Source organism: Actinomadura sp. SCN-SB (assembly GCF_043906805.1).
Lineage (GTDB): Bacteria > Actinomycetota > Actinomycetes > Streptosporangiales > Streptosporangiaceae > Spirillospora.
In genome coordinates this window covers 22,887-49,723 of the sequence record NZ_JBIMPP010000059.1, presented here as the reverse complement: position 1 = coordinate 49,723, position 26,837 = coordinate 22,887, and the positions used below count along the sequence as shown (strand labels likewise).

Genomic DNA, 26,837 nt, shown 5'->3' with positions numbered 1-26,837 from the left:
GCCGGGGACCAGACCCCCTTGTTCGTCGACGTCCATCGTCAGCGTGGCAACCGAACCGTCAAAGCTCAGCCGCCAATGACGGTACGCCGACACCTGCGTCCTGAACTCAACGTGCACCGATTCGGCCGTCTCACCTGCGGGATCCTGTCCAGTCCCGGCGGCGGGCCCGCTCATCAAGGTGGTCATCAGGTGTCCATCTCCTTCCGCTCACCAATCTTCTACATACTCGTAGTGGAACGTCAAGGAGTCGTAGAGTATTGACGGCCGGCGGGCGGATGGAGGTCTCGAGGCGTCAGGCGTCCCACGACCCGAACGATCGACATGACCGCCAGCGGCCGTTTCCTGTACGTACAGAACACGACCGCGGGCAACGTGCAGGGCTACGCCGTGCGCAACGACGGATCCCTGAAGCTGGTCACCACTGCGACCGGCCTACCGCGATTCGCCAACGGCATCGGTATGGAAGGAATCGCCGCATCCTGAGGCCACGCCCGGCGGTTCCGGTCGAAGTGAGCCGGGACCGCCGGGCAGTCCGGCGCGACCCCGATCTGCGATGACCTTCTGTGGGGCCGCGGCCCGCTGGTGGACGTGCACGCCTACCAGCAGGCTCTCCGGCCGCTGACCAGGCGGCACGCCGCTTAGGCGGCCGTCAAGACCGCCTACGGCCCCCTGTCCGCCTGGGGACTGAAGGCTGGATGGAGGCTCTGGTACCGGTCGATAGTGTGCACCGGTGGATTGGAACGCCTTTGAGGCGGCATGGCATGACAATGGATGTCACGCTCTGGCCGACCTCGCCCGAGCACATCCAGGCGAACGGCTTTACGCTGCGGCCTTCCACCTTTTCTACTTGGACGGTACGCAGATCCTCGCGCCGGCACTCGCTGCCAACACCGAGGAGGCGGTGCATCAGAACTACGGGGACTCGACACGGTTCGTCCCGCCCGAATGGCGGTGGGACGTCCTGGATGCCGCGAGTAGCGCGATGCAGCCGTGGTACCGCAGCCTGACCGAGGAGTTCCTCGCGCCCGCCGGCGATGATGCCGAACGGGACGCGGCGATGGCGGCGCTGGAGGTGGCACACGACGGCGCCATTGCCAGGGTCTGCAAAGCGATGACCGCGACCGCCCGCCGGGGCGGCATCCACGACTCACTCGCGCCCCATTTCGTCGTCATCATCCTTGAGGGCCAACGCGGCGACGAGGAAGCCGATCTGATCCGGGCGAGCGTCGCCCCAGAGGCGCTCGCGACCGTCCCCGAACTCGCCGAGTACCTGCAACGGCTCGACGAGGCGTGACCGTCGCATCCACCTTCCAGCGACACCCGGACATCCCAGTCGCCCTCCACATGCTCTGGTTGGCGGCGTCGGCCACCACTCCGGAGCCGAGTGCTGGGGCATCACCGGTCAGTAGCCGGCGGCTTGGCCGCGCGGCGGGGGCCGGCGGAGGCGTGGAGGAGGCCGGTTTCGTCGCGCCAGGTCATGTGGAAGCTGCCCATCCGGTACTGGTAGGGCGCCATCGGGCGGACCAGGATTCCCATGCGGGCTACTTCGGCAGGATGCTCGTCATGACCTGCGGCACCGTGATGTGCGGGATGCCGGCGGTGCCGAGGGCGAGCCAGGGGTGGCCGTCCCGCAGGGCCAGGGTGTTGCCGATGACCGAGCGGATCCGCGCGCCGCCGGTCAGCCAGCCGCCGAGCATGGCGGTGAGGCTGCTCGTCATGGTGCCGCCGATCATGGGTACGCCGCCGATGACCTGGCCGGGGATGCCGCCGCCCTGGACGGTGTTGACGAGCTGGACCCAGTTGCCCTGGGGGTCGATGACGCTCAGCTCGCAACTGCCGACGGACTCCGCCGAACGGGTCGCCTCGCGCAGCGCGCCCGGTGCCGAGGTGAGCCGGACGTGGTCGGTGAGGTCGACCTTGGTGCGGCTCATCCGGAGCAGAGCACGGCGGCGAGGGCACGTATGCCGAGGACCATCGCCGACATGACGGCCTGGCGTTCCGGCGGCGCCTGCTGGATGATCTCGACGTCGCCATGCCGGTAGCGCAGGCCGTCTCCCCAGCGGGGCTCGTCCTGGCGCATCTGCCGCAGTTCGATGGGCCAGCCGAGCTCGTTCGCGCGTTCGACGAACAGCCGGGCCCACTCGCCGTCGATGAACAGGTCCGGGCCCTCGGCGGCGAGCTTCGTCAGCGTCCGGGCCGGCTCCGGCTTCGGCCACCGCCGCCCCACCTGCGGCAGGTAGCCGTCGGGGGTGAAGTGGCGCCGCCCGGACGCGGTGTTCATCCACAGTTCGGAGCTGCGCCCCAGGACCAGGTGCTCGAAGGAGTCGACCTCGTGCCCCGCTTCGGCCCGGTGGATCGACGGCGCGCAGAGCCGGTCCCAGGGCCGCGACCCGAACCGTTCGTGCATCGCCTTGAGGCCCGGCATGAAGTCGGGGATGACCGCGCAGGGCCCCTCGGGGATCGCGGTGTACGGCCCGGACGAGATCGCGACCGGCCGGAACGGCGCGAGCCCTGGCACGATCGTGCCCATGCCGTTGAGCTCGTGGCACCGGCCCTGAGCTCTACACGATCGAGATGCCGGTCGTCGTGCTGCCCGCCGCCGGCTTCGACGCGCTCCCGCGTACCGGCATGGTGACGGTCGCGGCGACCGACGAGACCCGGATCGATACCGGACGACGCTAAGGACGCGGGCCACGCGTCGGGGGAACGAGGCTCGCGGGGCGCGTGTCCACGGGTCCGGCCCGGAGCTCGTCCCGGCCTTGTGCCGCGAGCGCGTCGGCGCGCTCATTGTCGGCGATGCCCGCGTGGCCCTTGACCCACGTCCACTGAACGTCGTGGCGTTCGCAGGCGTCGTCGAGGCGGCGCCAGAGGTCGGCGTTCTTCACCCGCTTCTTGTCCGCCGTCTTCCACCCGTTGCGCTTCCAGCCCGCCACCCACTCGGTGATGCCCCTGCGGACGTACTGGCTGTCGGTGAAGAGCCGCACCGTGCAGGGACGCTTGAGGCACTCCAGGGCCTCGATGGCGGCCATCAACTCCATGCGGTTGTTCGTGGTGTCGGCTTCTCCGCCGTAGATCTCCCGCACGTGCCGTCCGTAACGGAGGACCGCTCCCCAGCCGCCGGCTCCCGGGTTCGGAACGCAGCCGCCATCGGTGTGGATGACCACCACGCCGGAGGTCACGTACCACTCATTTCGATCACGTCGGCCATGGCCCGAAGGGTAGCGTCCACGCCGAGGCCCGGCTCGAAGTGCAGCAGGACGTGATCGACGCCGAGCGCCTCGATACGGGCCAGGTCATCGGCCCAGCTCTCCACCGCGCCGCTGAACGCGGCCTTCTCATCGCCGGTGCCGTTGTCGCCCGGCGTGGCCTCGGCCCGCAGTACGACGGGCAGTCGTGACGGGTCCCGGCCCTGTGCCGTGACGGCCTCGCGCCACTGGTCCAGTTCGTCCGCCAGTTGGTCGAGGTCGTTGCGGTAGGGGTGGAAGCCGTCGCCGATCCGGGCGGCGCGGCGGATCCCCGCCGACGTGTTGTAGCCGATGATCAGTGGGATGCCGTCGGGACCGCACGGCTTGGGGCCGATGTCGGACGCCGGGATGGCGTACCTGGGGCCCGGGTGGTCGACCGGATCAGGACCCCATACCGCGCGCATGGCGGCCAGATGGTCGTCGAACCCGTCGCCCAGGTGATCTCGCGGTACGCCGGCCACCGCGAATTCCTCGGCCATCCATCCCGAGGTCACGCCCGCGATGAGGCGTCCGCCCGACAGCCGGTCGAGGGTCGCGAGACGGCGGGCCAGGAGGACCGGCGGGTGGAGAAGGACGTTGATCGCGCTCGTGCCGAGCTTGATCTTTGTTGTCCGCGCGGCGATGAAGGACAGCACCTCGATCGGGTCGTAGACGCAACGGTAGTACTCGGCCGGCATCACCACCGGCACCGGCACCCCGGGCATGGCGACCGGGGCGTGCGGACGGAGCCAGCGGTCCACCACCCACACCGAGTCCAGTCCGAGGGCTTCGGCGCCCACGGCCAACCGAACGAGTCCGGCAGGGTCGACGTCCGATCCACCGTTGGGCAAGCCTATTCCCAACTGCACCGTCGCATCACGCACCTTCGCGTCCATCACCGCGTTTTCCGTACCATAGTGAAACGGCGGTGACTTCACAACTGATGTTGTGTGCACGCAATTCGTTGGAGCGAAATTTCGACCCCAACAAAGCTGTCACCCTTTACGCCGGATCGCTTGTGCGCATTCTTTTCGCTGTGACATCCACCAGACGGAGCCGCGGCCACGCAGGGGGTTGACAGGCCGCCGGAGGTACCTGAAGGTTATCTCATATGAACAGCTCTTCAGATGAGCGGATCATCGAGCTCGACGGCTGCGCGGCGCGGGTGGTGGACGCGCCGCGGGTCGCGTCCGTGTGCGAGCGGATGCCCGCGGAGGAGGACCTGGCCGATACCGCCGAGGTGTTCGGGCTGCTGAGCGACCCCAGGCGGTTGCGGCTGCTGGTGGCCTTGCTGGACGGCGAGCTGTGCGTCTGCGACCTGGCCGCGGTCAGCGGCATGAGCGAGTCGTCCGCCTCGCACGCGCTGCGGCTGCTGCGCGCGCACCGGGTGGTCGAGGTGCGCCGATCGGGCCGCATGGCGTACTACCGCCTGGCCGACGCGCACGTTCGGATGCTGCTGGACCTGGCCGTCGCCCACATCGAGCACACCGAGGCCGTCCACCCCGAACGGCGGCCGTGACGGGCGCCGGCTCAGGGTCGGCGCCGAGCTTGTGACCTCCCGAAACGACGCGAAGGACCCCCATGGCACCGACCGCGCTGATCATCTACCTGGTCTGGGCCGCTCTGGCCTTCGGGCTGCGGAGCTGGATGCAATGGCGCCGCACCGGCGACACCGGATTCCGCGGCGGAGGGCTACGGCCCGGCAGCCTCCAATGGTGGGCCCGGCTGCTCTTCGTCGCCGCTCTGGTCATCGGTGTCGCCGGTCCCGTCGCCGCCCTGGCCGGACTGGATCCGATCGGCCTCCTGGACCACCTCGCCGTCCGGATCGCCGGGACGGTCCTCGCGGCCGGCGGTACGGCCGCGACGCTGGCGGCGCAGACGTCCATGGGCGCTTCCTGGCGCATCGGCGTCGACGACAACGAACGGACCGGTCTGGTCACCGGCGGCGCGTTCGCCCTGGCCCGCAACCCCATCTTCACCGCGATGATCGTCACCGCCGCCGGGCTGGCGGCCATGGTGCCCAACGTGGTGTCGCTTCTCGGCTTGGTACTGTCCGTGGCCGTCATCCAAGTGCAGGTCCGGGCCGTCGAGGAGCCCTACCTGCTGCGCGTTCACGGCGACGCCTACCGCGCTTACGCCGCCCGCGTCGGCCGGTTCCTGCCCGGCGTCGGACGCCTCCCCCGAGGGACCTCCCCGATGTCCTGACCGCGGCGCGCCGCGCCGATCGGCCAGATCGGCCACCCGCGTGCGGCTCAGAGCACCCGTGCGCTGAGGATGCAGATGTCGTCCTCGGTGGTCCCGGAGACGAGGCGGTTCAGCACGCAGTCGATCAGGTGGTCGGGGTCGTCATGGTCGCAGGACCGCACCGCCTTCACGAGCGCCTGGATGCCGGTGTCCAGGTCGCGGTCGCGCCGTTCGATGAGGCCGTCGGTGTAGAACAGCAGGGTGTCACCGGGCCGCAGGCGCGTGGTGTTCAGCGCGTAGTCGGCCTCCGGGCCGCCGAGCAGCGGGCCGGACTCGCCCTCCAGCGGCTCGGCGTCGCCCTCGCGCAGGAGGATGGGGGCGAAGTGGCCGGCGTTGGCCCAGGCGAAGGTGCGGTCGGTCGTGTCGAAGCACCCGATGACCGCGGTGCCGGTGATGGTGATCTCCTCGCTGGTGTGCGCGGTCAGCTCGTTCAGCCACTCGGCGAGCCGGTGCGGCGGGGCGCCGGTGTAGGCGAGCCCGGCCAGGCCCGAGCGCATCCGGATCATGTTGCTGGCCGCGGTCATGCCGTGGCCCATCGCGTCCCCGACGGCCAGCAGGACCTTGTCCTCGCCGATCCGCTGGGTCTTGAAGCAGTCGCCGCCGAAGCGGGGCAGCTCGCCGGCCGGGCGGTAGCAGACGCCGACGGCCAGGCCCGGCAGGTGCATGATGCGTCTCCCGGGGGGCATCAGGGTGTTCTGCAGATGGCGGGTGATGCGGCGCTCCTCGTCAGCGCGCTCCTGCTCCCGGACCGCGCGCTCGTGGGCCCTGGTCACGGCACGCTCCCGGTGCCGGGCCGGGGTCAGGTCCTGGAGCAGCAACCTGATCTTGAGCGGGACGCCGTCACCGTCCAGCAGCGGCTCGCCGATGACGCGCAGCCGCCGGACCCCGTGCCGGTGCCGGACCCTGAACTCGGTGTCGACCGGCTCCTGGTGGTCGATCAGGCTGTCGAGCACGTCGACGAGCACGGGAAGGTCCTCATGGACCGCCATGGCGGGCAGGTCCTCCAGCGCGATCGGGTCGTCGGTGGGGTCGCGGCCGAACATCTCGTACACCTTCGTCGTCCAGATGACCCCGTCACCGACCAGCTCCCACTCGGCCCAGCCGACCCCGGCCAGGCGCTGCACCCGCTCCCAGCCCGCGATGACGGCGTCACGCTCGTCGAGCACCCTGAAGTTCAGCAGCAGGCCGTCCAGCACGCGGGCGGCGCGCACGTTCATCACGAACGGCCAGGGCCGATCGTTCACGATCTCCACATATTCCACCGATGCCTGGTAGAAGGGGATGCCGGTCTCGTAGGCGGTGATGTAGGCGTCCAGCAGCCCGGCGCTGGCGATACCCGGGCTGATCTCCAGCAGCGTCTTGCCGACCAGTGCCTCGCGGCTCCGGCCGTCGGCCGTCCTGCCATGGCTGTTGGCGGCCAGCACCCGGAAGTCGATCACCCGGCCGACCGAATCGGTGATGGGGCAGGCGTAGCTCGCCGTGTCGTCGTGCGTTTCCAGCATGCTCTGGATCCACTCGTCGGCCTCGCCGCGCGGCAGGTCCCGTGGTGGCGGCGGCTGGATGCGCTCGGCCGCCTCGGACAGGCTCAGCCCGCCATGCTGCGCCATCTGCTCCAGTCGCTCGGCGGCCTCGTCATGCCGGAGGTCCAGCTTGGTCACCAGCCTCGCGACGGCCCGGTCCACCAGGGCCTTCTCCCGTACGCGGCTCTGGACCAGAGCGCGCTGCTCGCACACCTTCGCCGAGGCGGCAGCGCTTTGCTCACGGCCGAACTGGGCGTAGTCGCTCACTCTTTCCCCATGCCCGGGTCATGACGGTGTCGGGGCGCCCACGGGCAGGGCTTCGGCGATTTTTCGGCAAACCCTCGCCAAAGCGACCGAGACGCGGCTTGCGATCCGGCGCCGAGGCGTCCGTGGCCACGCCGGGCGTGCCGGGTCTGTGAAGAACCCCAACGCCGGTCCGTACGCACGGACGACCGGATCGTGATTTTGGACCGTTGCATATCGGCGTGACCGCCATTGGCCAGCGCAGCGACGTGCCTGGATCCACCCGAAATGCGGCCGCACGATACGGCAGAGGCGCGGGAGCGAATTGTTACCCGGAAGTCGCCACGAAAGGCTCCCGGTATTGGGCTATTGTCCACTTGCTTCAACGTCGGAGGTGAGGGGTTGGCGGGTGATCGGCCGGGTTCCGGCCCGACGGTGTGCCGCATGCTGCTCGGCGTGCGGCTGCGCCGGCTGCGCGAGGCCAGGGGCATCACGCGCGAGGCCGCCGGATACGCCATCCGCGCCTCCGAGTCGAAGATCAGCCGGATGGAGCTGGGGCGGGTCGGGTTCAAGGAGCGCGACGTGTCCGACCTGCTGGACCTGTACGGCGTCGTCGACAAGTCCGACCAGGACGACCTGCTGGAGATGGCGCGGGAGGCCAACGCGCCGAGCTGGTGGCAGCCGTACACCGACGTGCTGCCCGGCTGGTTCCAGAACTACCTGGGCCTGGAGGAGTCGGCCTCGCTGATCCGCACCTACGAGGTGCAGTTCGTCCCCGGGCTGTTGCAGACCGCGGACTACGCGCGCGCCGTCTTCCGGCGCGGGCATCCCGACGCGTCCGCCCGGGAGATCGAGCAGCGGGTCGAGCTGCGCATGCGGCGGCAGGACCGGCTGCGCGACCCGGGGACCACATCGCTGTGGGCGGTGATCGACGAGGCGGCGCTGCGCCGGCCGATCGGCGGCCCCGACGTGATGCGGGAACAGATCGAGCACCTGCTCAGGCTCGCCGAGCTGCCGAACGTCGCGATCCAGGTGATGCCGCTGCGGTTCGGCGGCCATCCAGCCGAGGGCGGGGCGTTCAGCATCCTGCGGTTCCCCGAGCCCGAGATCCCGGACGTCGTGTACGTCGAGGCCCTCACCGGCGCCCAGTACCTCGAACGGGCCGACGAGGTCGACGACTACCAGAAGGTCATGGAGCGGCTGTGCGTCGACAGCACCGCTCCCAGCGCCGTCCGCGAGGTGATGGGCGAGCTGCTGCGCGAGCTGGACCCGCCGATGGCGACCGGGCCGGCGATCCCGCTGCGGCAGGCGCACGCTCATGTGCGCGCGGCCGCCCGCGGCCTCACGACCGCCGGGACGCGGAACGAGGGCATGGTGCTGGACGTGGCGGACACGCCGTTCGGGACCCGGCTCCTCGTCGCGGAGGTCGAAGGCGACGCCCCGGCGGAGACGGCGAACGACGTCACGCTCGCCTTCCGCGACCTGGCCGGGCACGAGCCGGAGCTGGCGGGCGTGGCCGAGCGGCTGCACACGAGGGTGACCGGCTCGGGCGGCCCGGAAGTGTCCGTCGCCGCGACGCTGGTCACGATCCGCCACTGGGAGGACCAGGCCGAGATCGTCCGCTGCGGGCTGCCGGCGCCGCTCATGCTCCGCGGGTCGCGGGTGTCGGTGGTGGACGCGGCGCCCGCGTACCCGCCGCTGGGCAGGCTCACCCCGCCGGACGCCGGGGGCTCCTGGGGCGAGCCCACCACCATCCCCTACGGCGAGGGCGACCGGCTTCTCCTGCACACGCGGGGCGTCGAGGAGGTCCGCGACGCCGAGGGGCGGCCGTACCCGCTCGCCGAACGCGCCGCGGGTCTCGCCGAGGACGATCCGGACACGGCGCTGGCGCGCTTCGCCGAGGACCTGATCGCGTACTCCACCGCCCCGCCGGCGCGCGGGGCGGTGATCCTGCTGGTGCACCGGGACGGCACGCATCCTGGCCACCAGCCGCCGGCCGCTCGGCGGGCGGGTTCCTAGGCGAAGCCGAACAGGGGCGGGAAGGCGGAGACGACCGCCCAGGCCCACACGGCGACGTAGCGGGACTGCCACAGCTCCAGGTGGACGAACGGGACGCGACCGCGGACGAAGCCGATGAGCAGCCAGGCCGACCACGACCACGAGCAGCAGGTCGAAGAGGATCAGCCCGTCCCGGCCGACGTCCAGGCCGTTGCCCGTCGCGACGAAGGCGACCAGGAAGACCGGCAGCGCGGCCGTGAAGAGCGGCGTGAAGACGCGGGTCAGCACCGGCGCCATGTTCTCGATGACGCTCTTCTTGGCCTCCACCGGATAGGCGTTCACGGTGACCGCGCCGAGTGTGAACAGCACGCCCAGGACGACGAGGACGGCGGGACGGACACGGCGCCGCCAGGCGAAGTAGGCCGCCAGCGGGGGCAGCGCGAAAAGCTGAGGTTCCGCGCGTAGAACTGGGCGTCGTCGTCGTTCAGGTCGGCGCCGAACAGGCTCGGCACCTTGATGGCGAGCGCGGCGACGACCGCGCACAGCATCATGAAGGCCAGCTCGCGGCGGGAACGGCCGGAGGTGGGCGCGTCCGGTTCCCCGGGGAGGACCAGTTGCTTCCACAGCCGTTCGAGGTGCTCGCGGGCGAACTCCCAGGGGCATCTCGTCAAGGCTGCCCATGCGCTTGACGGCGATGAGGAACGCCTCGTCCTCGTCCAGGCCGGCCTCGGTCAGCTCCACGATCCGGCTGCGGAGGTGGTCCTCCAAGCGCTCGCAACGCCCGCGCGGGAGCCCATCGCCCGCCGGGAACTAGCAGTCGGGCCCGTCGTCGTCCTGGCCCTCCACCTCGCGGGCCCACTCGGTGAGCCCGGCGACGAAGCCCGCCCGGTCGCGAGGTGAGAGGCGGTCCATCGCTCGCAGGAGGGGCGCCGCCCGTGCGGCCACGAACTCCTCGAACAGGGGACGGTGCCGCTGCGGCATCGACACCAGCGTGCGGCGCCGGTTGCCGGGGTCCTCGTGGCGCGTGACCAGGCCCGCACGGCTGAGGTCGCCGACGAGCCCGCTCGCCGTGGACAGCGAGACGTGGAGCCGCTGGGCCAGTTGGCTGACGCTCGCGGGCTGTGCGGCCACCAGCTGGGTGAGCACGGCCCCGTGCCGCGCGGTCAGGCCGTGCTCGGCGAAGACCTCCCGCAGCGGCTCGGGCATGTCGTTGTGGACCCGCCGGAAGAAGGACGCCAGCAGGGGGACGTGGCCGAGCGCGAGGATCTCCTCCGGAGTCGGCACCCGCGCGCCGTCCGGCGTCTCAGCGGCTCTCGACATGGAAGGCAGTATATTGGTTCGAAAATCCAAACCATTTGTGTATCCAAACCAAACGGGAGCCATCATGAGACTCGCGATCCTCGGCGCCACCGGCGGAGTCGGGCGGCACCTCGTCGCACACGCCCTCGACGACGGCCACACGGTCACCGCGGCGGTGCGGGATCCGGCACGGCTGCCGGTACGGCATCCGAACCTGGAGGTCGTGCGCGCGGACGCGCTCGACGCCGCTTCGCTGAAGCCGGTCGTCGAGGGGGCGGGCGCCGTCCTGTCCGGCATCGGCGCGGCCGGGCGGCGCGACCCGCTCAAGCCCGCGTCCACCTCGGCCAGGGCGGCGGTGGAGGCGATGTCCGCCACCGGCGTGCGGCGGATCATCGTGGTGAGCGCGGGACCCCTCAACCGCTCCGGGAAGGGCCAGCCGTTCCTCGCGGCGCGTGTGCTCTCGCCCATCCTGTGGGCGATCCTGAAGGACGTCTACATCGACCTGGAGGCGATGGAACGCGTCCTGCGCGACAGCGGCCTGGACTGGACGTCGGTGCGCCCGTCCCGGCTACAGGACGGACCCGGCAAGGGCCGCTACCAGCACGCCATCGAGGCGGGCCCCAACCGCAACACGATCGACAGGGCAGACGTGGCACGCGCCATGCTCGACTTCGTCGACGACCCGGAGACCATCGGCCACGCCGTCGGCGTCTCCAACTGACGATCAGCGGGAGCCGGTCACCCGACGCGTTCGGCGATGGAGTCGCAGCCGCCCCCGCCCGGGTAGACCCACGCCCCGGTGAGGCGGCGGTCGCCGAACGTCCCCTTGCAGCAGGCGGGCGAACCCCGGTCGCGCCCGGCCGTCGATGTACGGAATGGCCGCTTTGTCATCTCAATCGGTGATTCGTGCGTCTTGTTGAAAAGGCGTGCTCACGAACGTCCCCGCTGCCGGAGAGCGCGCACGGGGAAAGGAGCACGATGTTCACTGTTCTCAAACGCATGTCCGCGGTTGGCGCCATCGTGGCGCTGAGCGTGACGGCGGCGCCCGCCGTGGCCCAGGCGGAGACCACTCCCGGCTGGCACATCGCCCACAGCTCACCGGGCTTCCCGCGGGACGACTTCTCCGACATCGCCGTGACCGGGCCGGGGGACGCCTGGGCCGTCGGCTCGGGGCCCTGCTGCGTGCAGGGGGAACACCGGAAGATCAGCCACTGGGATGGATCGGAATGGCGGGACGTCACACCTCCCGAGGCCCCGGGAGGCGACCGCGCGGCGTCCCTGACGAAGGTCGCCGCGTCCTCACCGGCGAACGTCTGGACGTTCGGGATCACCTTCGACGGGGAGTTCTACGGGCATCACTGGGACGGGTCCACCTGGCGGACGACGGTCTTCGACCCGGACATCGGCATCGCCGACGCCGCCGTCCTGGCACCGGACGACGCCTGGTTCGTGGGGTCGCAGCGGACGGAGGACGGCGAAGTGGGGATCGCCTCCCACTACGACGGCAGCGGATGGACCACGATGCCACTGCCCATCGTCCCGGAGGAGATGAGCGCCGCCCGCGGCGCCGTATGGGCGACCGGCCGTACCGGGAACGGCGCCCCGGCCACCGTCCGATGGACCGGGTCGTCGTGGCGCAAGGTGCCGCTGCCCAAGCCGAAGCTCTCGCCCGGCGTCTCCGCGTTCCCCGGCGACGTGCTCGCCCTCGGCCCGCGCGACGCCTGGGCGACCATGGTCCTCGGCAAGGACGAGAGCGTCTGGCCCGGGGCCGTCCTGTACCACTGGAACGGCAGGCGCTGGCGCCAGGTGAGGATCGACGCCCCGGAGGACATGCTCTACCGGCTGGCCCCCGACGGCCGCGGCGGGCTGTGGATCGTCTCCCAGCACGTCCACGAGAGCGCCTACCTGCTGCACTACTCGCGCGGCAGGGTCACCCGGCAGCCCGCCCCGACCGGTGACGGCACGGCCGCCTCCATCGAGGCGATCGCCCTCGTCCCCGGCACCCGCTCCCTGCTGGCCGCGGGCATCCTGCACACCGAGCAGAGCTGGGCCGCGGCCATCTACAGGTACGACCCCCGCTGACCCTCCGTGGCCGGAACGGGCTTCCGGCACGGCGACGGCACCGCACGTCGAATCGTGCGGCGCCGTCGTCCCGTGAGGGTCAGCCGGCCGAGGCGGTCGCCAGCGGCTTCACCGGCTCCGGCTCGGGCTCGGGGGCGATCTCCGCCGTGCCCACGCGGGGCAGCAGGCGGTCCAGCCAGCCGGGCAGCCACCAGTTCGCGCGTCCCAGCAACGCCATGGTCGCGGGGACCAGGACCATCCGGACGATCGTCGCGTCCAGCACGATCGCCGTCGCCAGGCCGAGGCCCAGCATCGTGACCATGGGGTGCGGGTTGGCGACGAAGCCGAGGAACACCACGGTCATGATCAGCGCGGCGGAGGTGATGACGCGGCCGGTGCTCGCGACCCCGCGGGCCACCGACTCGGCGGTGTCGCCCGTGGCGTCGTAGTGCTCGCGGATCCGCGAGAGCAGGAACACCTCGTAGTCCATCGACAGCCCGAACAGGACCGCGAAGAAGACCACGGGAAGCGGGGAGGCGATCTGGTAGGTCTCCTCCAGCCCGAACAGGCCGCCCAGCCAGCCCCACTGGAACACCGCGACCACCACGCCGTACGCGCCGCCGATCGACAGCAGGTTCATCACCACGGCCTTCAGCGGCACCGCGACCGAGCGGAACACCATCATCAGCAGCAGGAACGAGGCCAGCAGCACCGCCCCCACGAAGATCGGCAAGGTGTCGGAGAGCTGCCGCGAGACGTCGTCGGTCGTCGCGGTCAGGCCCGCCACGGTGACGCCCGCGGGCAGGACGTCGCGGACGCGGTCGAGGGTCTGGGACGTCCGCGGGTCGGTGGGCGCGGTCGTGGGGACGGCCGGCAGCACCACCGTGTCGCCCGCCGCCGAGGACCGCGGCTCGCCGACCGTGGCGATGCCGGGGTCCGCGGCGACGCGCTCGGCGATCGCGGAGACGGACGCGCCGGTCGCGCGCAGGTCCGCGACGATCAGCAGCGGGCCGTTGATCCCCGGGCCGAAGCCCTCGGCCAGCAGTTCGTAGGCACGGCGGTGGGACGCGCCCGGGGCCTCGTCGCCGGCGTCGGGGAAGGCGGTCTCCATCCGCAGCGCGGGGGCGGCCAGGGTGAGCAGCACGGCGGACGCGGCGATCAGGTACGGCCAGGGCTTGCCGGAGACGTGGTGGGCGAACCGCCACCAGGCCGTCCGCTCGGCGGGCTTGGCGGCACGGCGGCGTCCCGGCAGGCGCCAGGCGTCGACACGGTCGCCGAGCAGTGACAGCAGCGCGGGCAGCAGCGTCAGCGCGGTGGCCACGGCGAACAGCACGACCAGCGCGGTGCCGACCCCCGCGGAGGCGATCATGCCCAGGCCGGTCAGCAGCAGCGCTCCCATCGCCAGGACGACCGTTCCGCCGGCGAGCACGGCGGCCGATCCGGCCGAGGCCATGGCGTCCGACAGGGCGGCGGCGTTGTCCTGGCCCCCGGCACGGTTCTGGCGGTAGCGCTCCATGATGAACAGGGCGTAGTCGATGCCGACGCCCAGCCCGATCATCGCGCCGACGGTCGGCGCGGAGGTCGAGACGTCCATCGTCCCCGCGAACACGAAGATGGTGGCGACGCCCGCGCCGACCGTCACCAGGGCGAGCGCGACGGGGAGCAGCGCGGCCGCGACCGTCCCGAACGCCACGATCAGCACGACCAGCGCGGCCAGCACGCCGACCAGCTCTGTGCCCGAGTTCACCGGCTTGGCGTTGATGAACGCCGCCTCGCCGCCGAGCTCGGCCATGGCGCCGGCGTCCCGGACCGGCTTCAGCGTGCCGGCGACCTCCTCCAGCGGTTCCCAGCCGAGCTCGGTCGACGGCCGGTCGAAGGTGAGCGTGGCGTAGGCGACGCGCCCGTCGGGCGAGACCGTTCCCGGGGTGAACGGGTCGGCCACCGCCTTCACGTGCGGCTTCCTCGCCATCCGGGCGAGCGCGGCCTGGATGGCGGGACGGTGGCGCTCGACCCGCTGCCCCTCCTGGACGGCGAACACGGCGACGGCGCTGCCGCCGGACGCCTCGGGGAAGCGTTCGCGCAGGAGTTCGCTCGCCTCGGCGCTCTGGCTGCCGGGGGCGTCGTAGTCGTCCACCAGCGTGCCGCCGAACGCGGCCGCCAGCCCGAGAACGAGGGCGAGGGCGATGACCCAGGCCCCGATCGTGACCCATGGTCGGCGAGCCGAGGCGTCGCCGACGCGGCGGACCATTCGATGCATCACTGTGCTCCTTGCTGTTGGTGGGGGGTGCGCCGCTGGTGGCGCGATGCCTACAACGGTGCGGTCCAGACCCCCTCCCCGTCGCCAGCCCGCGGTCGGTTCGCCCGTCCGCCGCCGGAGGGGTTCGTGGACGGCCGTGGACGCCGCGCCGCCCGCCGCAGGGCGGGGAGCCGGCTCCGTCTCGCGGTGGATGACCGCGCGTCCGGCCCCGGCTTACGGTGGGCTGTGCCCGCAGGTGAGCCATGGCGGGCGTTTCCCTCACATTCGTGGAGTGACGGTGAACGGCACGGCGCCCGCCCTCTGGGCACCTCTGGCGGCAGGTTCGGCGAGGTTCCGGGGGCCCTTCACCCGGTGGCCCCGCCTGGCGGACGCCGCTCTCGCGTTCGCGGTGTTCCTGGTGACGACGTTCGTCCTGGACGGGCCCGGGGACGAGCTGATCGTCCGTCCCGTCCAGGACGTCCCGATCGGCGCGGCGATCGTCTCCGCCGTGGCGGGCGCCGCGCTGTACTGGCGCAGGCGCGCGCCGATGGCGGTGGTGGCCGTGGCGGTGCTGAGCTGGGCCGCCACCTTCGGCAGCGGCTACCGGGACATGGGCGGGGTCGTGGCCATCCTCGCCCTGTACGCCGCGGGCCGGTACTGCGCCGACGTCGCGCAGGGCCTTGCGGGCGTCGCGGCGGCCGTCGCCGTGGTCGCCGTCGACGCCCTCGACATCCATGACTCGTGGGTGACGGAGGCGTCCTTCGGCGCCGCCGTCATGTTCGTGGCCTGGTACGTCGGGCGGCGCTTCCGGCTGCGCGAGGAACGGGCGGAGGAGCTACGGCGCGAGCAGGCCGCCGAGGCCCGCAGGATCCTGGTCGAGGAGCGCGCCCGCATCGCCCGCGAGCTGCACGACGTGGTCGCGCACCGCGTGAGCCTCATGACGGTGCAGGCCGGCGCCGCCAAGGCCGTGGCCACGCGGGACCCGGACGCCGCCCTGCGCTCCATGGGGGCGGTGGAGGAGGCGGGCCGGCAGGCGCTCGCCGAGCTCCGCCACCTCCTCGGCGTGCTCCGCCCCGAGGCCGATCACGGCGTCCTCGGCCCGCAGCCCGGCCTCGCCGATCTTCCCGCGCTCGCGGACCAGATCCGCGAGGCGGGCGTCGGCGTCTCGCTGGACCTGGACCGCCGGCTGCCCCGTGACCTTCCGGCGCGCGTGGACCTGTTCGCGTACCGCATCGTCCAGGAGGCGCTCACCAACGTGCTCAAGCACGCCGGTCCCGGGGCGCACGCCGACGTGCGGCTCCGCTACGAAGGGGACCGCGTCCTCGTCGAGGTGGTCGACGACGGCGAGGGTTCGGGCGCGACCTTCCAGAAAAGCGGCCATGGCGTCGTCGGGATGCGGGAGCGCGCTCTGCTGCTGGGTGGCACCCTGGACGCCGGGCCGCGTAAGGGTGGCGGGTTCGCCGTCGTCGCGTGCCTGCCGGTGGAGGGCGGTCCGACGAGGGAGGCGCCGTGACGATCCGCGTGGCCGTGGTGGACGACCAGGCCCTGGTGCGCGGCGGCTTCGCCATGATCCTGCGGATCCATGACGACATCGAGGTGGTCGCCGAGGCCGGGACCGGGGTGGAGGCGATCGAGGCGGCGCGCCTGCACCGGCCCGACGTCATCCTCATGGACATCCGGATGCCGGACATGGACGGCCTGGAGGCCACGTCCCGGATCATGGCCGAGTCCGACTGGAACGTGAAGGTGCTGATCCTCACCACCTTCGACCCGGACGAGTACGTCTACCGGGCCCTGCGCGCCGGTGCCAGCGCCTTCGTGCTCAAGGACATCCCGCCCGACCAGCTCGCCGCCGCCGTGCGCACGGTCGCCGAGGGCGGCGCGCTGCTCGCCCCGTCCATCACCCGCCGACTGATCGGGCGGTTCGCCGAGTCCCGCGCGGTGAACGCCGCCGCCGCGAGCCGCCTGGACCGGCTCACCGAGCGGGAACGCGAGGTGATGACCGCCGTCGCGCGGGGCGCCAGCAACGCCGAGATCGCCAAGGACCTCTACATCGGGGACGCGACCGTCAAGTCCCACGTATCGGGCATCCTCGCCAAGCTCGGCCTGCGCGACCGCACCCAGATGGTGATCTTCGCCTATGAGAGCGGCCTGGTCCGGGCCGGCGACCACGACATCGGCCACTGACCAGGCCCTCCTGGCCGCGATCAGTCCCCGGCGGCCAGGAAGGCCGGGCGGGCCTGGCGCCACCGGGGGACGTCCAGGGCGTTGAGCGCCTCGACGATGCGTTTCTCCTCGTAGACGAAGTGCGTCTCCATCAGCGCGGCGAGGCTGTCGAGCTCCCTCCGCACGACGATCGGGTCGGCGTCCACCGCGTCCAGCAGCTCCTCCAGCCGGTTCAGGGAGTCCTCGACCAGGCGGTGGTCGCGGCGGAGCTCGTCCAGGACGGGACGCAGGTCAGGGAAACGCTCGGCGATCTCGCCGAAGGCGTCGCCGTCCTCGCCGGTGTGGTGGCGGGTCACGGCGGAGCAGAAGCTCAGGCAGTGCGCCCGCAGCTCGCGTGGCCGCGCTCCGCCGCCGTCGAGGGTTTCGCGGAGGTCGGCCAGCTCCTCGCGGAGCCAGAGGTGTACTTCGATCAGCTGGTGTCCGAACGCCGTCAGGCGTCCTTCGTAGGTCTCTTCCAAAGCCGTCCCAGGATGTCACCTCGCGGCTCGAACCGGTACCCGATGCCCGGTTCGCCGATCACATGGCGGGGAGGGCGGCCAGGTCGGCGGGCGGGGCCTTGGCGGGCATCCCGGGGAAGGGGGTGCCGAGCAGGCGCAGGAGAGGCGCGGCCTTGACCGCGGTCTCCTCGAACTCCTCGGCGGGATCGGACAGGGCCGTGACGGCGCCTCCGACGCCGAAGTCGATCCGGCCCGCGGAGGAGACCGCGGTCCTGATGACGATGCTGAGGTCGGCCGCGCCGGACAGCGAGAAGTAGCCGATGGCGCCCGAGTACACGCCGCGCGGGCCCGCCTCGAGACGGTCGATGATCTCCATGGTGCGGATCTTCGGGGCGCCGGTCATGGAGCCGCCGGGGAAGGCCGCCCGGACGCAGGCGACGGCCGAGACCCCCGGCCGCAGCCGTGCCCGCACCGTGCTGACGAGTTGGTGGACGGTGGCATAGCTCTCCACCGCGAAGATCGGGTCGACGGTGACCGAGCCGATCTCGGCGGCCCCGCCCAGGTCGTGCCGGACCAGGTCCACGATCATCAGGTTCTCGGCCCGGTCCTTGACGCTGGCGGCCAGCTCGGCGCGCAGCCGCCGGTCCTCCGCCGGGTCGAGCCCGCGCGGGCGGGTGCCCTTGATCGGTTTGGACTCGACCGTGCCGTCCGCGGAGACCCGCAGGAAGCGCTCGGGCGAGGAGCTGAGGACCGACAGGCCGGGGAACCTCAGCAGCGCCCCGAACGGCACCGGGTCGCCGCGGCGCAGCCGCCGGTACAGGTCCCACGGCGGGATCCGCGCGGGCACGCTCATCAGGTTGGTGAGGCACACCTCGTAGGTCTCGCCCGCGGCGATCTCGCGCAGGCAGGTCTCGATCATGTCCAGGTAGCGGGCGCGGTCGTGGCGCAGGGCCGGAGGGCCCACGACCGCCGTGACGGGGGACGGCTCGCGCGGCGCCAGGCCCGCCAGGCCCGTGAGCCGCGACGCCGTCTCCTCCAGCCAGGCGCGGGCGTCCCGCTCGGCGCCCGCCCGGCACAGCGCGAGCAGGTGGACGGTCCCGTCCGCGTGGTCGAACGCGACCGCCCGGTCGGCGAAGATCATGGCGGCGTCGGGGTGCGGCGACCGGTGCGCCCGCGCTCCCCCGCATTCGGCCTTGAGCTCGTAGCCCAGGTATCCCACCCAGCCGAGAGCGAAGCCGAACGGCAGGTCGGGCACCTCGGTGCGGTGGGAGCGCAGGTCCTTCTCGATCCAGTCGAAGAAGGACGCGCGGCTCAGCTCCGTGCGGCCGTCGGCGGACTCGACCGACAGCCGTCCCGTCCACACGTCGGCGGTGACGACCCGTGCCAGCGGGCCGCTCGCGTCGCCCATGAACGAGAAGCGCCCGCCCCGCTCGCCGGTGAGGCTGCTGTCGAGCCAGAAGGCGCGGTCGGACGCCCCGAACAGCGCCCCGAAGGCCACCTCGGGGTCGACCGGCACGGCCAGCCTGCGGGCGATCACCCGGTACGCGGCGCCGTCCGCGTCCGGTACGGGAGGCCGGGGCGCAGCGGCGGGGCGCCTCGCCCGTGCTGGACGACCGCGTCGTTCGGCGGTCAGCTCCATGAAGTTGTCGATGATGCGCTGCCCGTGCTCCGTGCGGATGGACTCCGGGTGGAACTGGACGCCCCACATCGGCCGCTCCCTGTGCCGGACGCCCATCAGCACGCCGTCGTCCGCCCAGGCGATGGGCTCCAGCACCGGCGGCAAACCCTCGACGGTCAGCGAGTGGTAGCGGACGGCGGAGAAGGGCGACGGCACCCCGCGGAACAGCGCGTCCCCCGAGTGCTCGACCAGCGACGGCCTGCCGTGGCGGACCTCGGGGGCCGGGACGACGCGGGCGCCGAACCGGTGGCAGATCCCCTGGTGCCCCAGGCACACGCCGAGTAGCGGGACGCGGGCGTGCTCGATCACCTCGGCGCAGATCCCGAAGTCGGCCTCGCGGTCGGGCCTGCCGGGCCCCGGCGAGATCACGACGTTGTCGAAGCCGCGCAGCGACCCCGGGCCCCATGCCGGCTCGTCGTTGCGGACGACGGTGGGCTCTCCCCCGGCCCTCGCCACGTACTGGACGAGGTTATGGGTGAAGGAGTCGTAGTTGTCGATGATGAGTGTCCGCACGAGGCCAGTGTGACGCCTCCGGCCCCGTCACTCGTGCCGCGGTCGGCCAGGACGTGTCATCTGGTCCCCCGAGGTACCACCGGTAGAGCGTTCGGGGAGGTCATGGACTTCGCCTAGGCACGCGCTCCAGGACGTTCAGCGGGTCGGCGAGGAGCGGGGCGAACCCCAGCTCCGCGCCGCCCGCGAGCGTGGAGTCGTACCCGAGGGCGGCGGTGCGCAGCTCGACCCGTTCCCGGGAGACGGGCAGCACGCTGGCGGCCACCCGCGCCCGCACCCGTTCCGCCGCACCCCGGTAGATCTCCTGGAGCATGCCGCCGAACACCACGACGCCCGGGTTGAACAGGTTGATCAGGTTGGCCACGCCGATCCCGAGCCAGTCGCCGACCCGATCCAGCGCCCGCCGGGCGGCCTCGTCACCGCTCGCGGCCGCGTCCACGACCGCCCGCACCCCGTCCCGGCCGACCGGCCCGCCCGCGCGCCCGGACGCCTCCAGCAGCGCGCTTTCGCCGACCTCCGCCTCCAGGCAGCCGCGCGAGCCGCAGTTGCAGGGACGCCCGTCCACCGGGTTGACGATCATGTGCCCGAGCTCGGCGCCGTAGCCGTCGTCGCCGTCCAGCAGCCGGCCGTCGACGATGATGCCGCCGCCCACGCCGACATCGCCGTGCAGGTAGACCAGGTTCCGGCTGGCGACGCCCGCTCCGCGCTCGTACTCGGCCAGCGCGCCCAGATGGGCCACGTTGCCCACGGCCACGGGCAGCCCGAGCCCCAGCCCGCGTCCCAGGGCGGGGCCGAAGTCGAGGTCGGTCCACCCCATGTTCGGCGCCAGCCGCACCATCCCGTCGGCGGCCCTGATCAGGCCGCAGAAGGACGCGCCGACGCCCACGCACCTGGCCTCGGGCGGGGCCGAGTCCACCAGCGCCGTGCCGAACCCGGACAGGACGCGGACCACCTCGTCGAGATCGGGGTACCGGCGGCGGCGCACCGCCTCCAGCCGCTGCTGCACCCGGCCGCCCAGCCCGACCCTGGCGGCGACCAGGCGGTCCACCGCGACGTCGAAGGCCAGCACGTACACCAGGTCGCTCTCGGCGCGCACCACCAGCGAGGGGCGGCCCGCCCGTCCCGTCGCCGCCGAGCTCTCCTCGCGCACCAGGCCGGCCGCCGCGAGCTTCGCGGTCAGCGCCATGACCGTGCTCCGGTTCACCGCCATCCGCCCGGCCAGCTCGGCGCGCGACACGGCGCCCTTCCGGTGCACCTCCCGCAGCAGGACGCCGAGCCTGCCGCCCCGCCCCGCCTCCGGCACCTGCCGCGCGGTGATGGTGGCGCCCGCAAGGAGAGAAGACGCCATCGCTCCTCCTCACAACCGATGCCGCCAAGTTATCCAACGAGAGCGGGCCGGCAACGGGTGCCCTGGCGGTTATCTCATATTCGAGATACCGTGAAAGGCATGAGCGAGCGGCCCGACGACGATCTCCCGATCCTGCCGGGGTTCCGGGAGATGGCGCTGCGCCACCGCGCCCGGATGCGGGAACGGCGGCAGCGGATGATCGCCGAGCTGGTCGAGCTCCGGAGGGCGAGCGGACTGTCGCAGACCGAGGTGGCCGCCCGGATGGGCACCTCGCAGTCCGCCGTGGCCCGGCTGGAGGCCGGCCACGGCGACGTGCGCGCCTCGACGCTCGAACGGTACGCCGCCGCCATCGACCGCACGATCGGCTGGAGGGTGGACCCACCATGAGCTTCCCGTTCCCCGACCGTCCCGGACCGCGCCGCCACGACCCGCTCATCCCCGGGTTCCGGCCGTGGGAGCCGGAGCCCGATCCACCGCGCCGGGATCCGCTGCCGCCGTCCCGGATCCTGGCCTACGAGACGAACCGGCTGGTCGAGCTGCGCGTGGTCATGGCGCACGGGCACCTGGACGGCGAGCGGGCCGCCGAGCTGTGCTCGCGGCTCATGACGCTGGACGCGCTGGGCGAGGGACGGCCGATCACCCTGCACCTGCGGCTGGAGAGCGCCGGGCTTGAGGCGGCCTTCTCCGTCCTCGACACGATGGACGTGCTGACCTGCCCCGTCCACGCCCTCGTCGTGGGACGGCTGGGCGGCGCGGCGCTGCTCGTGCTCGCCGGAGCCCGGCGGCGGGAGATCACCCCGAACGCGATGATCCGCATGGTCGAGCCGAGCGAGCGGTTCGACGGGACGGCGGCGGAGATGGCGCTGTTCGAGGAGCAGCACCGCCGCCAGGTCGAGGTCTTCTACGAGCGGCTGGCACGGCTCACCGGGCGGCCGGCCGAGGAGATCCGCGACGACGCCCGGCGCGGCCGTGTCCTCGGCGCGGAGCAGGCCCGCGCGTACGGCTTCGTCCACGACGTCACCGGCACCACCCCGCCCGGCCTGGCCTAGCGCGGACCGGCCCGGAGTCAGTTGAGTCTGCTCGACTCAAGTTTATTTAGCGGCTCCGCGCAGACCGCAGGCACGCGCCGACCCTAGAACGGCACAGAAGACGGAACGGGTCAGCGGCGGGGCATCCGGCCGAGCAGCCGTTCGATGCTCCGGCGCTCGCGCTTGGTCGGGCGGCCGGCGCCACGGGGGCGGACGGCCACCGGGGCCCGCTGCTCGCGCGGCGGGGGCGGCGGGCTCTTGTCGACATAGCACTCGGCGGCCACGGGAGCGCCCACCCGCTTGCTGATGACCCGGGAGACGATCACGACGCGCTCGTGGCCCTCACGGCGGATCCGGATCTCGTCGCCGACGCTCACCGCGTGCGAGGGCTTGACCGGCCTCCCGTTGACCCTGACATGGCCGCCGCGGCAGGCGGTGGACGCCATCGAGCGGGTCTTGGCCAGCCGTACCGACCAGATCCACACGTCCACCCGTGCGCTGTCTCGCTCACCCGCCATGGCGCCACCCTAATCGACGTTTTGAACGCGGGCCCGCCCCCTCCACGTACCTCGCAGTGCCGAGGGATCGGCAGGGGGGAGGGTCTCCAGGTGCCGATGTCCGAACCTTCCGAGGAGGGACCCGCGGCCCCGCGCCTCCTGTGGCGGCGTCTCGCGGGACGGGCGGCCGACGGGCTGGCCGCCGCGCTCGTGCTGTTCGCCCTGCTGCTTCCCGTCACGATCGGCGGCATCAGGCCCGGCGCCTTCGTCCGGCTGCCGGTCGAGGCGCTTCTGGGCGCCGCGCTCGTCCTGGTCCTGCCGGCGCGGGCGAGGCGGCCGGTCGCGGCGCTGGCGGGCGCCGGGCTGGGGCTGCTGCTGATCGTGAAGATCCTGGACGCGGGCTTCCACGAGGTCCTGGTCAGGCCGTTCGACCCGATCCTGGACTGGGCGCTGCTGCGCCCCGCCGTGAAGTTCCTGGCCTCGTCCGCCGGCACCGCGGCGGCGGCCGGGATCGTGGTGGCCGCCGGGGTCGCGATCCTGGCCGTGGTGGCCGGGATGGCGCTGTCGGCGATGCGCCTGGCCACGCTGGCGGTCCGGTACGACAGGACGACGACGGCCGCCGTCGCCGTGCTGGTGCCCGCCTGGGTCACCTGTGCGGCGCTCGGCGCGCAGCTCGTCCCGGGCGTGCCGGTCGCGTCCAAGGGCTCGGCCAAGCTCGCCTACAAGCACGTCCGCAAGGCGCACGCGACGCTCAAGGACAAGAAGGCGTTCGCCAGGATGGCCGAAGCGGACGCCTTCCGCGACATGCCGAAGGACCGGCTGCTGACCGCGCTGCGCGGCAAGGACGTGGTGCTCGCCTTCGTCGAGAGCTACGGCCGCAGCGCGATCGAGACCCCGCCGATGTCGCGGCGGGTCCTGCCCGTCCTGGACGCGGGGAACCGGCGGCTCGCCGCGGCCGGGTTCTCCTCCCGCAGCGGGTTCCTCACCTCCTCGACGGCGGGCGGCGGAAGCCGGCTGGCGCACGCCACCCTGCTGTCCGGCCTGTGGATCGACGACCAGCAGCGGTATCGCACGCTGGTCTCCAGCGACCGGCTGACCCTCAACCGCGCCTTCCAGCGCGCGGGCCGGCGCAGCGTCGGGGTGATGCCGGGCGTCTCCCGCGCCTGGCCGGAGGGGTCGTTCTTCGGCTACGACACCGTCTACACGTCCCGCGACCTGGGGTACCGGGGTCCGTCGTTCGGCTGGGCCACGATGCCCGACCAGTTCACGATGGCGGCGTTCCGGCGCCTCGAACACGGCAGGCGGGGCCGGGAGCCGGTGATGGCGGAGATCCCGCTGCTGTCCAGCCACGCGGCCTGGGCGCGCGTCCCCACGATGATCGGCTGGGAGCGGGTCGGGGACGGCTCGGTCTACCACCGCGTACCGGCGACCGCCCACGACCCGCGCGCCCTGCTGGGCGATCCCGCGCGCGTCCGCGTCGAGTACGCGCGGTCCATCGCCTACTCGCTGGAGACGCTGATCTCCTACGTGGAGAGGTACGGCGACGACAGGCTGGTGCTGATCTTCCTGGGCGATCACCAGCCGCTGCCGCTCGTCACCGGGCACGGCGCGAGCCGGGACGTGCCGATCGGCATCGTCGCCCGCGACCGGGCCGTCCTGGACCGGATCTCCGCGTGGGGCTGGCAGGACGGGCTGCGGCCCGGACCGGCGGCGCCGGTCTGGCCGATGAGCGTCTTCCGGGACCGTTTCCTGACGGCCTACGGCCCGCGGCAGCAGTGATCGTCCGGGGCGGCCGCGACGTAGACTCCAGAGCATGCGGCGGCTGAGCAGCACTGTGGTCGTGGTGGCGGGGCAGGGGGCGGACAAGGTCGTGGCCGGTCTCGGGGGCCTGCACAACGTGCGCGCCGTCGTGGCCGGGGAGCGCGATCCCGCCGATCTCAGCGCGCTGGCGGCCCACTCGTCCTCGACCTACGTCGTGCACGACGGCGACCCGCTGGCCGGGGTCCGGGACGCCTGGGTGGACTTCTTCGACCGGGCCGCGCCGCCGGGCGGGCTGGAGGTGGCGATCGAGTCGGCGCTGGCCGACCTGCGCGCCGAGCGGGCGCTGCTGCCCGACTACTACGTCGTCCTGGATCCCGAGGAGATGCCGGAGACGCTGCGCCACTGGTGGCTCGGCGTCCTGGCGGGGGCCGCGCCCGCGCGCGTGGTGCCCGCGCCGGCGTCGACCTCGGCGGTACGGGACGTGCTGTCGCATCTGACGGCGGGCCGCTGGTGGCCGTCCGACCTGGACGGCTGGCTGCGCGCCCTGCCCAAGGTCGTCCCCGACCAGGCGGGCGTGCGTCCCTGAGCGCTCATCCCCCGGCCAGCAGGCGTTGCAGGCCGGAGAGGGCGGGCCCGGCCACGAGCCGTCCCAGCGGACCGGAGGCGCGGAGGGCCGCGCGGGCGGCGTTGGCGCCGCACGCGCCGTGCACACCGCCGCCCGGATGCGCGGACGCGGACGCCAGGTACAGCCGGGTTACGGGCGTCTCCGGACGTCCCGTGCCGGGCACGGGCCGGAACACCAGTTGCTGGTGGAGGACGCTCGTGCCACCGTTCAGGGCCCCGTTCACCAGGCCGGCGTTGTGCTCCTGGAACGTGGGCGGCGCGAGGACGCGGCGGTCGAGGATCCGGTCCCGGAAGCCGGGCGCGAAGCGTTCGACGACGCTCTCGATCCGGCCGGCCATGGCCGCCCGGTCGCGCTCGTCCCAGGCCCCGGTGATCCCGTCGGGCCCCGCGTCCCCGGTGACGCGCTGGGGCACGTGGGTGTACGCCCAGGCCGACTCGGTGCCCGACGGCGACCGGGACGGGTCCGCGGTGGTCATCTGCCCCACCAGCAGGAACGGGTCGGCGGGCACGCTTCCGGTGGCGAGCTGGGCGTTGTACGCGGTCATGGCGTCGATCCCGGAGGCCAGGTGCACCACGCCCGACCGCGCGGCCTCGGAGGCGGCCCACGGGACCGGCCCCGACAGCGCCCAGTCGATCTTGAAGGTGGCGTGGTCCCAGGTGAAGCGGCGCATGTCGTCCCGCAGCGTGGGCGGCAGGTGCTCCCAGCCGACCAGCCCGCCGTAGAGGGCCGGGGCCGGGACGTCGGCGAGCACGGCCCTGGTGGCGCGGACCGCCTCGCCGGAGGCGGTGCGGACGCCGAGCGCACGCCCGTTCCGGACGACCACCGACGTCACCGGCGTGCCGCACCGGACCCGCCCGCCGCGCGACTCCAGCCTGCGCACGAGCGCCGCCGTCAGCTCGGCGGCGCCTCCTTCGGGCACCGGCCAGCCGTGGCTCTGCCCGAGCATCGCCAGCAGCCACGCGAAGGCGGTGCCGCCGGACGACTCGGGGAACAGGTCGGCGTGCATCGCCGAGCCCGCCAGCAGCAGCGGCCCGCCGGGTCCGGTGAACTCCTCCTCGCCGAGGCGGCGGACGGGCAGCAGCAGGAAGCGCATCAGCCGCAGCAGCTCCGCCGGTCCCGCCCTGGCCGCCAGCGCGGCGCCCGCGCGGACCGGCGGGAACGGGCCGAGCAGGGCGTCCAGCAGCGGTCCGCCCAGCTCTTCCCATTTCTCGTAGAGCCGCGTCCACGCCTCGCCGTCACCGACGCCGAACCGCTCCAGCCCCTCGGCGGTGCGCCGGACGTCCCGTTCCAGGACGGCGCACCGCCCGTCCGGCAGCGGATGGGCGAGCACGGCCGGGGCGTGCCGCCAGCGCAGCCCGTGCCGCTCCAGTCCCAGAGACCGCATCACGGGCGATCCCACCCCGAGCGGGTAGAACGAGCTGCACACGTCGCTGACGAAGTCCGGGCGCACGCCGTGGTCGCTGCGCACTCCCCCACCGGGTTCGGGCTGGGCCTCCAGCACCTCCACCGTCCAGCCCGCGTCGGCCAGCAGGTTGGCCGCGACCAGCCCGTTGGGTCCCGCGCCGACCACGACGGCATCGCTCATGCCCCACATCTACCAGAGCGGCACCCGGCAGCCCCCGCCGCATGATCTGCGCGGCATCCGTTAGACCCGATCACCGCCGGGTAGCCGTCCCCTACGACCAGGACGAGGGGGATGACGGAAATGAGCAGGCCCGAGGAGAACGCTCCGAAGACCGCGAAGACCGACCAGACCGTGATGCGGCCCGGCGGGGATCCGGACCGGCGCGCGGACGCCGAGCCGCGGCACGAGCCCGACGACCGGCCCGCGGTCGGCGCCGCGTTGGAGGACGCGCTGGAGGAGTCCGGGCGGAACCGCGACGACCTCACGGGAGAGTGAGG

Annotated in this window: 30 protein-coding genes and 1 pseudogene; 15 read left to right on the top strand and 16 right to left on the bottom strand. The window is 72.7% G+C overall.

Translation table 11 applies throughout. From position 1 onward, the window contains the following. Positions 1 to 186, bottom strand: a 186-nt coding sequence (locus ACGWYJ_RS29810) for a hypothetical protein (RefSeq protein ID WP_395109757.1), incomplete at its 3' end; no start/stop codon positions are given. A gap of 135 nt (positions 187 to 321) precedes the next feature. Between ACGWYJ_RS29810 and ACGWYJ_RS29805 the strand changes: the two genes are divergently transcribed. Both ACGWYJ_RS29805 and ACGWYJ_RS29800 read left to right on the top strand, forming a co-directional pair. Continuing rightward, positions 322 to 483: a hypothetical protein gene (locus ACGWYJ_RS29805; protein WP_395109756.1), complete on the top strand. Its 162-nt coding sequence runs from the start codon at positions 322 to 324 to the stop codon at positions 481 to 483. Between the two features lie 247 nt (positions 484 to 730). Continuing rightward, the gene (locus ACGWYJ_RS29800) at positions 731 to 1,294 is read left to right on the top strand and encodes a DUF4303 domain-containing protein (RefSeq protein WP_395109755.1); all 564 of its coding nucleotides are present in this window, start codon (positions 731 to 733) and stop codon (positions 1,292 to 1,294) included. Positions 1,295 to 1,395: 101 nt separating this feature from the next. On the opposite strand, the gene ACGWYJ_RS29795 is transcribed toward ACGWYJ_RS29800, so the two are convergent. The 5 genes from ACGWYJ_RS29795 to ACGWYJ_RS29775 all read right to left on the bottom strand — a co-directional run bounded on the left by ACGWYJ_RS29795 (position 1,396) and on the right by ACGWYJ_RS29775 (position 4,120). Next, entirely contained in the window at positions 1,396 to 1,536 is a 141-nt protein-coding gene (locus ACGWYJ_RS29795; protein WP_395109754.1) for a hypothetical protein, read from the bottom strand. A gap of 5 nt (positions 1,537 to 1,541) precedes the next feature. Next, positions 1,542 to 1,931: a hypothetical protein gene (locus ACGWYJ_RS29790; RefSeq protein ID WP_395109753.1), complete on the bottom strand. Its 390-nt coding sequence runs from the start codon at positions 1,929 to 1,931 to the stop codon at positions 1,542 to 1,544. After that, complete coding sequence (locus ACGWYJ_RS29785; RefSeq protein ID WP_395109752.1) at positions 1,928 to 2,530, bottom strand: gamma-glutamyltransferase; 603 nt, start codon at positions 2,528 to 2,530, stop codon at positions 1,928 to 1,930. Before ACGWYJ_RS29785 ends, ACGWYJ_RS29790 begins: the two co-directional genes overlap by 4 nt. 148 nt (positions 2,531 to 2,678) lie before the next feature. Next, positions 2,679 to 3,179 (bottom strand): ribonuclease HI, encoded by a 501-nt coding sequence (gene rnhA / locus ACGWYJ_RS29780; RefSeq protein WP_395109751.1) that lies wholly within the window; start codon positions 3,177 to 3,179, stop codon positions 2,679 to 2,681. After that, complete coding sequence (locus tag ACGWYJ_RS29775) at positions 3,176 to 4,120, bottom strand: TIGR03619 family F420-dependent LLM class oxidoreductase (RefSeq protein ID WP_395109750.1); 945 nt, start codon at positions 4,118 to 4,120, stop codon at positions 3,176 to 3,178. Before ACGWYJ_RS29775 ends, rnhA begins: the two co-directional genes overlap by 4 nt. Before the next feature lie 215 nt (positions 4,121 to 4,335). Between ACGWYJ_RS29775 and ACGWYJ_RS29770 the strand changes: the two genes are divergently transcribed. Then, entirely contained in the window at positions 4,336 to 4,743 is a 408-nt protein-coding gene (locus ACGWYJ_RS29770) for an ArsR/SmtB family transcription factor (RefSeq protein ID WP_395109749.1), read from the top strand. Positions 4,744 to 4,805: 62 nt separating this feature from the next. Next, positions 4,806 to 5,429 carry a methyltransferase gene (locus ACGWYJ_RS29765; RefSeq protein WP_395109748.1) on the top strand — a complete coding sequence of 208 codons (624 nt, stop codon included), beginning with the start codon at positions 4,806 to 4,808 and terminating at the stop codon, positions 5,427 to 5,429. A 47-nt stretch (positions 5,430 to 5,476) separates the two neighbouring features. Here the strand turns inward: ACGWYJ_RS29765 and ACGWYJ_RS29760 are convergent, their stop codons facing one another. Next, positions 5,477 to 7,255, bottom strand: coding sequence for a SpoIIE family protein phosphatase (locus ACGWYJ_RS29760; protein WP_395109747.1), 1,779 nt, complete (start codon positions 7,253 to 7,255; stop codon positions 5,477 to 5,479). A 420-nt stretch (positions 7,256 to 7,675) separates the two neighbouring features. Here ACGWYJ_RS29760 and ACGWYJ_RS29755 point away from each other — a divergent pair. Next, positions 7,676 to 8,497: pseudogene (locus ACGWYJ_RS29755) on the top strand (helix-turn-helix domain-containing protein); the annotation flags it as partial. Further along, on the top strand, positions 8,474 to 9,250 hold the full coding sequence (locus tag ACGWYJ_RS29750) for a SpoIIE family protein phosphatase (RefSeq protein ID WP_395109758.1): 777 nt from the start codon (positions 8,474 to 8,476) through the stop codon (positions 9,248 to 9,250). The pseudogene ACGWYJ_RS29755 and the gene ACGWYJ_RS29750, both read left to right, overlap by 24 nt. A gap of 317 nt (positions 9,251 to 9,567) precedes the next feature. On the opposite strand, the gene ACGWYJ_RS29745 is transcribed toward ACGWYJ_RS29750, so the two are convergent. Together ACGWYJ_RS29745 and ACGWYJ_RS29740 are read right to left on the bottom strand one after the other, a co-directional pair. Continuing rightward, positions 9,568 to 9,900, bottom strand: coding sequence for a hypothetical protein (locus ACGWYJ_RS29745; protein ID WP_395109746.1), 333 nt, complete (start codon positions 9,898 to 9,900; stop codon positions 9,568 to 9,570). 139 nt (positions 9,901 to 10,039) lie between these two features. Further along, positions 10,040 to 10,549, bottom strand: a complete 510-nt coding sequence (locus ACGWYJ_RS29740) for a MarR family winged helix-turn-helix transcriptional regulator (protein WP_395109745.1) — start codon at positions 10,547 to 10,549, stop codon at positions 10,040 to 10,042. A gap of 64 nt (positions 10,550 to 10,613) precedes the next feature. Between ACGWYJ_RS29740 and ACGWYJ_RS29735 the strand changes: the two genes are divergently transcribed. After that, complete coding sequence (locus ACGWYJ_RS29735; protein WP_395109744.1) at positions 10,614 to 11,249, top strand: NAD(P)-dependent oxidoreductase; 636 nt, start codon at positions 10,614 to 10,616, stop codon at positions 11,247 to 11,249. Positions 11,250 to 11,266: 17 nt separating this feature from the next. Here the strand turns inward: ACGWYJ_RS29735 and ACGWYJ_RS29730 are convergent, their stop codons facing one another. Continuing rightward, positions 11,267 to 11,419, bottom strand: coding sequence for a hypothetical protein (locus tag ACGWYJ_RS29730; protein ID WP_395109743.1), 153 nt, complete (start codon positions 11,417 to 11,419; stop codon positions 11,267 to 11,269). Positions 11,420 to 11,527: 108 nt separating this feature from the next. Here ACGWYJ_RS29730 and ACGWYJ_RS29725 point away from each other — a divergent pair, with 108 nt between their 5' ends. Next, the gene (locus ACGWYJ_RS29725; RefSeq protein ID WP_395109742.1) at positions 11,528 to 12,610 is read left to right on the top strand and encodes a hypothetical protein; all 1,083 of its coding nucleotides are present in this window, start codon (positions 11,528 to 11,530) and stop codon (positions 12,608 to 12,610) included. A 79-nt stretch (positions 12,611 to 12,689) separates the two neighbouring features. Here ACGWYJ_RS29725 and ACGWYJ_RS29720 read toward each other — a convergent pair whose 3' ends face one another. Continuing rightward, complete coding sequence (locus ACGWYJ_RS29720; RefSeq protein ID WP_395109741.1) at positions 12,690 to 14,846, bottom strand: MMPL family transporter; 2,157 nt, start codon at positions 14,844 to 14,846, stop codon at positions 12,690 to 12,692. Between the two features lie 277 nt (positions 14,847 to 15,123). Here ACGWYJ_RS29720 and ACGWYJ_RS29715 point away from each other — a divergent pair, with 277 nt between their 5' ends. After that, the gene (locus ACGWYJ_RS29715) at positions 15,124 to 16,338 is read left to right on the top strand and encodes a sensor histidine kinase (RefSeq protein WP_395109740.1); all 1,215 of its coding nucleotides are present in this window, start codon (positions 15,124 to 15,126) and stop codon (positions 16,336 to 16,338) included. Then, positions 16,335 to 17,012: a response regulator gene (locus ACGWYJ_RS29710; RefSeq protein WP_395109739.1), complete on the top strand. Its 678-nt coding sequence runs from the start codon at positions 16,335 to 16,337 to the stop codon at positions 17,010 to 17,012. Before ACGWYJ_RS29715 ends, ACGWYJ_RS29710 begins: the two co-directional genes overlap by 4 nt. A gap of 20 nt (positions 17,013 to 17,032) precedes the next feature. Here ACGWYJ_RS29710 and ACGWYJ_RS29705 read toward each other — a convergent pair whose 3' ends face one another. The 3 genes from ACGWYJ_RS29705 to ACGWYJ_RS29695 all read right to left on the bottom strand — a co-directional run bounded on the left by ACGWYJ_RS29705 (position 17,033) and on the right by ACGWYJ_RS29695 (position 21,024). Continuing rightward, positions 17,033 to 17,509 (bottom strand): hemerythrin domain-containing protein, encoded by a 477-nt coding sequence (locus tag ACGWYJ_RS29705; RefSeq protein ID WP_395109738.1) that lies wholly within the window; start codon positions 17,507 to 17,509, stop codon positions 17,033 to 17,035. Between the two features lie 58 nt (positions 17,510 to 17,567). Then, the gene (pabB, locus tag ACGWYJ_RS29700) at positions 17,568 to 19,679 is read right to left on the bottom strand and encodes an aminodeoxychorismate synthase component I (RefSeq protein ID WP_395109737.1); all 2,112 of its coding nucleotides are present in this window, start codon (positions 19,677 to 19,679) and stop codon (positions 17,568 to 17,570) included. Between the two features lie 100 nt (positions 19,680 to 19,779). Beyond that, positions 19,780 to 21,024 (bottom strand): ROK family protein, encoded by a 1,245-nt coding sequence (locus ACGWYJ_RS29695; RefSeq protein ID WP_395109736.1) that lies wholly within the window; start codon positions 21,022 to 21,024, stop codon positions 19,780 to 19,782. A gap of 99 nt (positions 21,025 to 21,123) precedes the next feature. Here ACGWYJ_RS29695 and ACGWYJ_RS29690 point away from each other — a divergent pair, with 99 nt between their 5' ends. Together ACGWYJ_RS29690 and ACGWYJ_RS29685 are read left to right on the top strand one after the other, a co-directional pair. Then, a complete protein-coding gene (locus ACGWYJ_RS29690) occupies positions 21,124 to 21,411 on the top strand; it encodes a helix-turn-helix domain-containing protein (protein ID WP_395109735.1) in 288 nt (95 codons plus the stop codon). Continuing rightward, positions 21,408 to 22,073 (top strand): ATP-dependent Clp protease proteolytic subunit, encoded by a 666-nt coding sequence (locus ACGWYJ_RS29685; protein WP_395109734.1) that lies wholly within the window; start codon positions 21,408 to 21,410, stop codon positions 22,071 to 22,073. The genes ACGWYJ_RS29690 and ACGWYJ_RS29685 overlap by 4 nt, the downstream gene beginning before the upstream one ends. Positions 22,074 to 22,183: 110 nt before the next feature. Here ACGWYJ_RS29685 and ACGWYJ_RS29680 read toward each other — a convergent pair whose 3' ends face one another. Continuing rightward, positions 22,184 to 22,570, bottom strand: coding sequence for an RNA-binding S4 domain-containing protein (locus tag ACGWYJ_RS29680; protein WP_395109733.1), 387 nt, complete (start codon positions 22,568 to 22,570; stop codon positions 22,184 to 22,186). Between the two features lie 96 nt (positions 22,571 to 22,666). On the opposite strand from ACGWYJ_RS29680, the gene ACGWYJ_RS29675 reads away from it, so the two are divergent. Together ACGWYJ_RS29675 and ACGWYJ_RS29670 are read left to right on the top strand one after the other, a co-directional pair. Continuing rightward, the gene (locus ACGWYJ_RS29675) at positions 22,667 to 24,328 is read left to right on the top strand and encodes a sulfatase (RefSeq protein WP_395109732.1); all 1,662 of its coding nucleotides are present in this window, start codon (positions 22,667 to 22,669) and stop codon (positions 24,326 to 24,328) included. A 34-nt stretch (positions 24,329 to 24,362) separates the two neighbouring features. Next, positions 24,363 to 24,896, top strand: a complete 534-nt coding sequence (locus ACGWYJ_RS29670) for a hypothetical protein (protein WP_285695975.1) — start codon at positions 24,363 to 24,365, stop codon at positions 24,894 to 24,896. 4 nt (positions 24,897 to 24,900) lie between these two features. Here ACGWYJ_RS29670 and ACGWYJ_RS29665 read toward each other — a convergent pair whose 3' ends face one another. After that, entirely contained in the window at positions 24,901 to 26,520 is a 1,620-nt protein-coding gene (locus ACGWYJ_RS29665) for a phytoene desaturase family protein (protein ID WP_395109731.1), read from the bottom strand. Between the two features lie 120 nt (positions 26,521 to 26,640). Here ACGWYJ_RS29665 and ACGWYJ_RS29660 point away from each other — a divergent pair, with 120 nt between their 5' ends. Continuing rightward, positions 26,641 to 26,835: a hypothetical protein gene (locus ACGWYJ_RS29660; protein ID WP_395109730.1), complete on the top strand. Its 195-nt coding sequence runs from the start codon at positions 26,641 to 26,643 to the stop codon at positions 26,833 to 26,835. The last annotated feature ends 2 nt before the right edge of the window (positions 26,836 to 26,837 follow it).